This is a genomic window from Pseudomonas sp. P5_B2, assembly GCF_056400445.1.
Genome location: NZ_JBFULH010000239.1, coordinates 1 through 6571 on the forward strand (window position 1 = coordinate 1; position 6571 = coordinate 6571).

Consider the following 6571-nt stretch of genomic DNA (forward strand, 5'->3'; position numbering starts at 1 on the left):
ATCCAGTAGATCGTCTGACGGAGGGGCATCGAAGTCGGCAGGAAGCGCAAGTTTGCCCTTCATGACTCCAATTCGTTTTCTGCGCAGTTCTTCGCGTTTCATTGTTCGCACTTACCTCGACTTTTCCATCCAGCGGTCATTCAAGATAATTCCAATACCCCAATTCTGGCTGTAGGACGAACCTGACATTCCCGCGTGAGCTTTCGGGGATTGCGGCAGGAGGGCGGGGCAGCAGTAATAATTCCCACAAACGAAAAAACGGCACCCGAAGGTGCCGTTTCTGTTTTCTACCGAGTGCCGCCTAAGCGATCAACCCGCCAAGCCAGCCTGTTGAACCAGGACCAGCAATGGCTGCGGATACACACCCAGGAAGAACGCGACCAGCGCGATAGCCAGCAGCATCACGCCGCCTGCACGTTGTTCCCAGTGCAGTTGTGCATCGTGGCGACGCAGGTTCGGTTCGATCAGGAACATAGTGACCATCACACGCAGGTAGTAGAAAACGCCGATGGCGCTGCCCAGTACCAGGGAACCGACCAGCCACCACTCATGCGCCTCGACGCCGGTGGCAATGATGTAGAACTTGCCGATGAAGCCCGCGGTGAGCGGGATACCGGCCAGGGACAGCATCATCACGGTCATTACGGCGGTCAGGTACGGACGGCGCCAGAACAGGCCGCGGTATTCGTACAGGGCATCGGCGTCACGGCCGTTGTACGGCGAGGACATCAGGGTGATCACGCCGAAAGCGCCGAGGCTGGTGATCACGTAGGTGACCAGGTATACGCCGATGGCTTCCACGGCCAGACCTTTGCTCGCCACGAGGGCGATCAGCAGGTAACCGAAGTGTGCGATGGACGAGTAACCCAGCAGACGCTTGAGGTTGCTTTGGGTCAGTGCCAGCAGGTTACCGAACAGGATCGACGCAATGGCAATGATGGTCAGTACGTCGCTCAGCACGCCGCTGCTTGCGGCTGGCGAGATCTGGAACAGACGCACCATCACCGCGAACACAGCGACTTTGGAAGCGGTTGCCAGGAATGCCGCCACCGGTGCCGGAGCACCTTCGTACACGTCCGGGGTCCAGAGGTGGAACGGTACCAGCGACAGCTTGAACGCCAGACCGATCAACATCATGCCCAGGCCCAGTTGCGCCAGCGAGCTTGGCAGGCCGGTGGCCGCGAGGGCCTGGCCGATACCGCTGAAGCTCAGGCTGCCCGAGTCGGCATACAGCAGCGCCATACCGAACAACAGGAAGGCGGAACCGGCGGCCGACAGCACCATGTACTTGATACCGGCTTCCAGCGAACGCTTGTTGAAGAAGGCGTACGCCACGAGACCGTAGACCGGCACCGACAGCAGTTCCAGACCCACGAACAACCCGGCCAGATGCTGCGCGCTGACCAGAACCAGGCCACCGGCGGCGGACATCAGGATCAGCAGGTACAGTTCTTCACGGTTGCCCGGGTAACCCGAACCGCCATCGCCGAGGTAGGCGTGGGCGAGGGTCACACAAGCGAGGGTGGCGACCAGGATCAGCGCCATGTACAAGCACGCGAAACTATCGATCTGCAGCAGTGGGGTCACGGCCAAAGGCGCGACTTTCAGGGCTGGCAGGATCGACAGCAACGCCAGGTTCAGGCCTGCCACGGAAATCAGGAAGGTCTGCGAGTGGTTGCGGCGCCAGGCAATCGCCAGCATCACCACGATGATCGTGGCGCTGGTGATCAACAACGGCGCTAGCGCGATAAAGTGTTGAGTCGTGAATTCCATAGCGCTCTTACCGGGCCGAAGCGAGTTGAGTGAAGGCGGTGCCAAGCCATTGCTGCACGCCATGCATCGTCGCGGCAGAGGTGTCGAGGAACGGTTGCGGGTACACGCCGATGTAAATCAGCAGCACCGCCAGACCGACCACCATGATCAGTTCGCGACCTTCCAGACCCTGCAATACCGCGTCCGATTTGGACGGGCCGAAGTAGGTGCGGTGGATCATGATCAGCGCGTAGACCGAACCGAACACCAGGCCGGACGTTGCGATCGCAGTGATCCATGGCGMAGTGGCGAAGTTGCCGATCAGGATCAGGAACTCACCGACGAAGTTGCCGGTACCCGGCAAGCCCAGGGACGCGGCTGCGAAGAACAGGCTGAGGGCCGGCAGGTAAGCGATCTTCGACCACAAGCCACCCATTTCACGCATGTCGCGGGTGTGGGTGCGCTCGTACAACTGACCACTGAGGATAAAGAGTGCTGCGGCCGACAGACCGTGGGCCAGCATCTGCATTACCGCACCTTGCAGCGCAATCTGACTACCGGAGTAGATGCCGATCAGTACGAAACCCATGTGGGAAACGGACGAGAAGGCAATCAGACGCTTGATGTCGGTTTGCGCGAACGCCAGGAACGCGCCGTAGAAAATCCCGATCAGACCCAGGGTCATGGCGATGGGCGCGAACTCGGCCGAGGCATTCGGGAACAGCGGCAGGGCAAAACGCAGCAGGCCGTAAGCAGCGGTTTTCAGCAAGATACCGGCCAGGTCCACGGAACCTGCGGTGGGTGCCTGGGCGTGAGCGTCAGGCAACCAGGAGTGGAACGGTACGACGGGCAGCTTGACCGCGAAGGCGATGAAGAAGCCGAGCATCAGGATGTACTCGGTGGTCAACGACATCTTGGTTTTCAACAGGTCGGCGTAGTTGAACGTAATCACGCCGGTTTCGTTGAAGTTGACCAGTACCAGACCGAGGATCGCCACCAGCATGATCAGGCCGGAAGCCTGAGTGAAGATGAAGAACTTGGTCGCCGCGTAGATCCGGGTTTTCTTGCCGTCCGCCGAGCTATGACCCCAGAGCGCGATGAGGAAGTACATCGGCACCAGCATCATTTCCCAGAAGAAGAAGAACATGAACAGGTCGATGGCGAGGAACACGCCGACGACACCGCCCAGGATCCACATCAGGTTCAGGTGGAAGAAGCCAACGTGACGCTGGATCTCTTTCCAAGAGCAGAGTACCGAGAGGACACCCAGCAGACCGGTCAGCAGGATCATCAACAGCGACAAGCCGTCGAGGGCCAAGTGCACGTTGATGCCCAGGCGCTGGATCCAGACATGCTTGAACTCAAGCGCCCAGGTCGGGTCGGCGCCGGGCGCCGGAGCAAATGAATAGTCACCGTTGGCCCACAGCCAGAGGCCGAGAGCGAGTTCCAGGGACATGGTCAACAGCGCAATCCAGCGCGGGAGGACGGCGCCGGAGCGCTCACTCATCCAGCACAGCAGGCCGCCGATGAAGGGGATCAGGATTAGCCAAGGCAGAATCATGACGGGCTCAATTCCTTTCGCAAGTTCGCAAGGTTCATATTCAGACCGCTACCAGCACGATGGCGCCGATGACCAGCACGGAGCCGGCTGCCATCGATGCGGCGTACCAACGCAGTTGACCGGTTTCGGTACGGCTCAGGGCGGTGTGGCCGCCTTTGGCCATACGCGGGATCAGACCGATGGTCTGGTCGAGCGGGTCTTTGCGCAGGACGTGGCTGATCGCCAGGTAAGGCTTGACGAACAGTTTGTCGTAGATCCAGTCGAAGCCCCAGGCGGCAAACCACCAGGCCGAGAGCAAGCGGCCGATGCCGCTGTTGGCGACAGCTGTCACGAAGCGACGCTTGCCCAGGAACAGCAGCGCGGCCAGCAGGACACCGGCCAGGGCGATGGAGCCCGAAGCGATTTCCAGACTGTGCTTGGCTTCGCCGCCGGCATGGCCGACGCTGAGCGGCAATACACCTTGCAGCGGTGGAGTGATCATCGCGCCGATGGCGGTGGACAATACGACCAGCACCGACAGTGGCAACCAGTAGGCAACGCCGTGACCTGGGTGGGCTTCGGTCTTCGCTTCACCGTGGAACGCAATGAAGATCATGCGGAAGGTGTACATCGAAGTCATGAACGCGCCGACCAGACCTGCATAAAGCAGATAGTCGTGTCCGCTGGCAAACGCTTCCCAGAGGATTTCGTCCTTGGAGTAGAAGCCTGCGGTCACCAGTGGCAGAGCCGCGAGGGCCGAACCGCCGACGATGAAGCAGGTGTAGGCCAATGGCAGTTTCTTCCACAGGCCACCCATCTTGAAGATGTTTTGCTCGTGGTGGCAGGCAACGATCACCGCGCCGGACGCGAGGAACAGCAGGGCCTTGAAGAACGCGTGGATCATCAGGTGGAAAATCGCCGCGTCCCAGCCGCCCACGCCCAAGGCCAGGAACATGTAGCCGAGCTGGCTCATGGTCGAATAGGCGAGGATACGCTTGATGTCGGTCTGGACCAGTGCAGCAAAACCGGCCATCACTAGGGTGATGCCGCCGACGATGCCAACCAGGTGCAGGATCTCCGGCGCCAGGGTGAACAGGCCGTGGGTACGGGCAATCAGGTAGACACCGGCGGTCACCATGGTTGCGGCGTGGATCAGTGCCGAAACCGGGGTAGGGCCGGCCATCGCATCAGCCAGCCAGGTTTGCAGCGGCAGTTGCGCGGATTTACCGACAGCGCCGCCCAGCAACATCAAGGTGGCCATGACGATCCAGAAGTCGCCGGTCTGGAATTTCTGCGGTGCCAGCACCAGCAGTTCCTGAACGTTCAGCGTGCCCAGTTGCACAAACAGGATGAACAGGCCGATGGCCATGAACACGTCGCCGACGCGAGTCACGATGAAAGCCTTGAGTGCCGCGTTACCGTTGTTGCGGTTGCTGTAGTAGAAACCGATCAACAGGTACGAACACAGGCCCACGCCTTCCCAGCCGAAGTAGATGAACAGCAGGTTATCGCCCAATACCAGGAACAACATGCTGGCGATAAACAGGTTGGTGTAGGCAAAGAAGCGCGAGTAACCGTCTTCTCCGCGCATGTACCAGGACGCGAACAGGTGGATCAGGAAGCCAACGCCCACCACCACACCGAGCATGGTCACGGACAGGCCGTCCAGATGCAGAGCGAAGTTCGGCGTAAAGCCTTCCACCGCCATCCACTGCCACAACACCTGGGTGTAATGGCCGCCTTCAGGCGGGGCGACGTTGAATTGCCAGATCACGTAAGCCGCGACGATGGCAGACAGACCAATGGAACCGACGCCAATCAGCGCCGACAGGTTTTCCGAGAGGCGGCCGCGTGAGAACGACAGCAGCAGGAAACCTATGAGAGGGAATACGAAAGTCAGATAGAGAAGATTCATCCGCGCATCTCGCTGGCAGCGTCGATATCGAGAGTGTGGAAGCGGCGGTACAGCTGCAACAGAATCGCCAGGCCAATACTGGCCTCGGCGGCTGCCAGGCTGATCACCAGGATGAACATGATCTGTCCATCCGGCTGCGCCCAGCGGCTACCGGCAACGATGAAGGCCAGTGCGGAGGCATTCATCATGACCTCCAGGCTCATCAGCACGAAGAGAATGTTGCGGCGGACCATCAGGCCGACCAGACCGAGGCAGAACAGGATGCCGGCGACAGCCAGACCATGCTCCATAGGGATAGCAGGCATCGTCATTGCTCCTTGGCTTCGTTACGGCCGAGATGGAACGCCGTGACGGCTGCGGCGAGCAGCAACATCGAGGCGAGTTCGACCACCAGCAGATACGGACCGAACAGGCTGATGCCCACGGCCTTGGCGTCTACGGTGGTGTGGCCGATGGCCTGGCCGCTCTGATGAGCGAACAGTACGTACAGCAGTTCACCCAGCAGCAATGCGCCGAGAATCACCGGGCCGAGCCAGATGCCGGGCTTGAGCCAGACGCGCTCTTGCTGAACCGAGGCCGGGCCCAGGTTCAGCATCATCACCACGAACACGAACAGCACCATGATGGCGCCAGCGTAGGCGATCACTTCCAGTACACCGGCAAACGGTGCGCCGAGGGCGAAGAACGTCATGGCCACGGCGATCAGCGAAATGATCAGGTAGAGCAGGGCGTGCACAGGGTTGGTGTTGGTGATCACGCGAAGCGTGGACACCACAGCGATACCCGATGCGAAATAGAAAGCGAATTCCATCTTTCTTCCTTAAGGCAGCAAGCTCTTCACGTTGATCGGCTGGGCTTCATTCTGCGCGGAGCCTTTCGGCTTCCCGGCAATCGCCATACCTGCAACACGATAGAAGTTGTAATCAGGGTTTTTGCCGGGGCCGGAGATCAGCAGATCTTCTTTCTCGTACACCAGGTCCTGACGTTTGAACTCGGCCATCTCGAAATCCGGTGTCAGCTGGATTGCGGTGGTCGGGCAGGCTTCCTCGCAGAGGCCGCAGAAAATGCAGCGCGAGAAGTTGATGCGGAAGAAGTCCGGGTACCAGCGACCGTCTTCGGTTTCAGCTTTCTGCAGCGAAATGCAGCCAACCGGGCACGCCACGGCGCAGAGGTTGCAAGCTACACAGCGCTCTTCGCCGTCAGGGTCGCGGGTCAGGACGATACGGCCACGGTAGCGAGGCGGCAGGTACACGGCTTCTTCCGGGTACTGCAGCGTGTCGCGCTTGCGGAAGGCGTGGCCGAAAATCATCACCAGGCTGCGAAGCTGGGTGAAGAAGCCATGCACGATGTCAAATATGTACTTC

6 protein-coding genes are annotated in these 6571 nt (G+C 60.1%); all 6 read right to left on the reverse strand.

From position 1 onward, the window contains the following. Positions 1 to 309: 309 nt before the first annotated feature. Positions 310 to 1773 (reverse strand): NADH-quinone oxidoreductase subunit NuoN, encoded by a 1464-nt coding sequence (gene nuoN, locus AC1DRJ_RS17045; protein WP_477803187.1) that lies wholly within the window; start codon positions 1771 to 1773, stop codon positions 310 to 312. Positions 1774 to 1780: 7 nt separating this feature from the next. Next, positions 1781 to 3313, reverse strand: a complete 1533-nt coding sequence (gene nuoM, locus AC1DRJ_RS17050; protein ID WP_477803188.1) for an NADH-quinone oxidoreductase subunit M — start codon at positions 3311 to 3313, stop codon at positions 1781 to 1783. 40 nt (positions 3314 to 3353) lie between these two features. After that, positions 3354 to 5207: an NADH-quinone oxidoreductase subunit L gene (gene nuoL, locus AC1DRJ_RS17055; protein ID WP_477803189.1), complete on the reverse strand. Its 1854-nt coding sequence runs from the start codon at positions 5205 to 5207 to the stop codon at positions 3354 to 3356. Then, entirely contained in the window at positions 5204 to 5512 is a 309-nt protein-coding gene (gene nuoK / locus AC1DRJ_RS17060; protein ID WP_007946416.1) for an NADH-quinone oxidoreductase subunit NuoK, read from the reverse strand. The genes nuoL and nuoK overlap by 4 nt, the downstream gene beginning before the upstream one ends. Positions 5513 to 5514: 2 nt before the next feature. After that, entirely contained in the window at positions 5515 to 6018 is a 504-nt protein-coding gene (nuoJ, locus tag AC1DRJ_RS17065; protein WP_007946417.1) for an NADH-quinone oxidoreductase subunit J, read from the reverse strand. A 9-nt stretch (positions 6019 to 6027) separates the two neighbouring features. Then, the coding region (gene nuoI / locus AC1DRJ_RS17070; RefSeq protein ID WP_477803190.1) for an NADH-quinone oxidoreductase subunit NuoI at positions 6028 to 6571 on the reverse strand (544 nt) is incomplete at its 5' end.

Bases quoted from the DNA above. Each gene is read 5' to 3' on its own strand.
- nuoN (WP_477803187.1), bottom strand. From the start codon at position 1,773: ATGGAATTCACGACTCAACACTTTATCGCGCTAGCGCCGTTGTTGATC.
- nuoL (WP_477803189.1), bottom strand. From the start codon at position 5,207: ATGAATCTTCTCTATCTGACTTTCGTATTCCCTCTCATAGGTTTCCTG.
- nuoK (WP_007946416.1), bottom strand. From the start codon at position 5,512: ATGCCTGCTATCCCTATGGAGCATGGTCTGGCTGTCGCCGGCATCCTG.
- nuoJ (WP_007946417.1), bottom strand. From the start codon at position 6,018: ATGGAATTCGCTTTCTATTTCGCATCGGGTATCGCTGTGGTGTCCACG.